Raw genomic sequence first — 2,602 nt, 5'->3', positions numbered from 1 at the left:
TCAAAGGAGATTCGTCTTGAAAAAGGGAATTCAGACAGTCGCGGCAGGCTCTTTGTACATAACGGTATTCACGCTACTATCAAAGGGACTCGGGTTCTTCAGAGAGGTTCTTACGGCAGATCTCTTTGGCACCTCGTGGCGGCTGGACGCAGTTGTTATTGCACTTTCTCCTGCCAGAGTCATCACAAGCATAATATCTGCAGGGTTGATAGCGGTTTTCGTTCCCCAGTACATAAAGATTAGGAAGAGGGATCCAGAGGACTCTCGAAGATTCGTATGGTCGGTGTTAGTGACGTTCGGATTAATCTACGCGGTATTCGGCGGATTTCTGATGTTATTTCCGTCCTTTTTCGTGAAGGTGTTTGCTCCAGGCTTTTCCACTGAGATACTCGACTATGCTTCAGATACATTAAAGCTTCTCGCGGTATTTCCTTTTATAAGCGGTTTGCAGCAGCTGCTTTCCGGACTGCTGAAAGCCGAGCGACGGTTCCTACAGTATTCCATCGCTCAGTTGATCTTCAACATCTTTGCAATTCCACTGATCTTCTTCCTTTCTCCATATTTGAACGAGATGTCGATCGCATATGGATGGATAGTTGGAAATGCACTAGTTACAGTAATAATGTTTCTGTTCTCTAGCAAATTCATCTCGGCTTCCACGAGGATCTTCTCCGAAGATCTGAGGTTCATACTGTATTTAGCCATACCGCTTGTCATTTCCAGCGGTCTGGGTCAAGTAAGCACCATAGTAGATAAGGCATTCCTTTCGCTCCTGCCTCCGGGACAGATATCCGGTCTTCATTACGCGGATACTCTTCTGGGAATCGTTTCGAGCGTATTCATCATAAGCTTTTTGGAGACCACTCGTACGGAGTTGTCGGAATTTGTTGCTAACGATGACGTCCGCAATGTTCAACTTCGAATGAGGAAGACGGCAAAGACGTCGCTATCAATCGCGATACCGATTGTCTTTTGGATCGCATTTATGGGCGAGCCGCTGGTCCGCCTCATTTTCGAGCACGGGGAGTTCACTTCCGAATCGACGACTGTTGTCGCGATTGCAATAATCGGTTACACTGCCAGGATTATTTTCCAACCCCTGGGTTTTCTCGCAAGACAGTTCTTCATATCTCACGGGAGAGTGAGATTCATGGTCTATCTCACGTTCTTCGGGATTGCTTTGAATTTCTTCTTTGACTGGATTCTTCTTGAACCGTTTGGTATTGGGGGAATCACGGCAAGCACATCGCTTGTAACACTTATTTCTACGGCAATATGGGTGTATCTGGTGGAGAGGAAGGGGGTCTCCTTCGTTCCGTGGAAGACAATAGTCATGCTTCTTGGTCTCTCAACTGCGATTGTACTTATCTCGCTTGCAATAAGAAGTAATGCGAGTGAAACGCTTTTCCTCATAGCCGGAAACTGTTTCTTCTTTGCACTTACGCTGTGGGCAACAAGAGATATAATGAAGTATATTCTTCGTAGACTAATTCCTAAGATCTTCTCCTGAAGACTTTTCGAGAGGATGATCGAAAAGTGGAAAGAGATACTGTCGCTGTTATCCTTAACTGGAATAACGCCGACATGACAATTATGCTGCTCAAGAACATCATGGGTGTCGGTGAAAACTGCGATGTCATTGTTGTCGACAACAATTCTTGTGTTGAAGAGAGAGAACGGTTACAAGAGTTCTTCTCGCGCGAAGGCAATTCATTCTATTCAGAGAGTCAAATCGACCAGATTTTAGAGAGGCAGGATAAGCTGCTACTGCTTCTCAACGACAACTACGGATACGCAAAGGGCAACAACTTCGGGTTGCGATTAGCATCAAGACTGAAATATGAATATGCCGTGATCTCTAACAACGATATAGAGATTGTCTCTCCATTAATTGATGACCTGAAGAGAATTCTCGAGTCTCATCAGGACATAGCGGTTGTGGGTCCGATGATCTCGGCTCCAGGGAGGAACGATGGTCCATTTGACAAACTCGGCATGCGTCTAATGTTCTGGAGGCCCGCATTCTATCCTTTTCACTGGTTGACTTTTCACATAAGTAGATTACTGCGACTGAACCGACCGGGATCGAAAGAGATTGAAAAGGAGGAGTTGACCTTTCCCTACTGCATCAGCGGCTCATTCATGATGGCGAGAATGTCTTCTCTTGAGAAAGTCGATTACTTTGATGAAAACACTTTTCTCTACTGTGAGGAGATGATTCTCGCCGAGAAGCTTCTTGAGAAAGACCTCCGTATGGCGTACCTTCCTGGAAAGGAAGTTAAACATCAACATGGCGCATCTACGGCACGACTAGACGCAGATATATCAAAACTTGAATTCAAGTCACGCCTGTACTATTTCGGGCGCTACAGAGGTTTCGGCAAGGTAAGGATCGCGATGCTGAAAGTTGCGTCCTGGGTCTACAAAAGGATCTGGTTCCCGCTTTTTCAGACATCGAAGAGGACACTGAGAGGAGTCAGAGAATGAAGGGCATAATTCTTGCGGGTGGTGCTGGCAAAAGGCTTCATCCATTGACCAAGGTAATTTCCAAGCAACTTCTGCCCGTCTACGACAAACCGATGATCTACTACCCGCTCTCGGT

The 2,602-nt window shown here is 45.9% G+C and carries 3 protein-coding genes; all 3 read left to right on the top strand.

Going from position 1 to position 2,602, the window contains the following annotated elements; genetic code table 11:
- Nucleotides 1–16 precede the first annotated feature (16 nt).
- On the top strand, nucleotides 17–1,510 hold the full coding sequence (locus ENN47_00230) for a virulence factor MviM (GenBank protein HDP76617.1): 1,494 nt from the start codon (nucleotides 17–19) through the stop codon (nucleotides 1,508–1,510).
- A gap of 26 nt (nucleotides 1,511–1,536) precedes the next feature.
- On the top strand, nucleotides 1,537–2,487 hold the full coding sequence (locus ENN47_00225) for a hypothetical protein (protein HDP76616.1): 951 nt from the start codon (nucleotides 1,537–1,539) through the stop codon (nucleotides 2,485–2,487).
- The coding region (locus tag ENN47_00220; GenBank protein ID HDP76615.1) for a glucose-1-phosphate thymidylyltransferase at nucleotides 2,484–2,602 on the top strand (119 nt) is incomplete at its 3' end. The genes ENN47_00225 and ENN47_00220, both read left to right, overlap by 4 nt.

This window comes from Mesotoga infera (assembly GCA_011045915.1).
Taxonomy (GTDB): Bacteria; Thermotogota; Thermotogae; order Petrotogales; family Kosmotogaceae; genus Mesotoga; species Mesotoga infera_D.
Note: the sequence above shows the minus strand (reverse complement) of the source record. Positions and strands in the feature narration are given on the sequence as shown.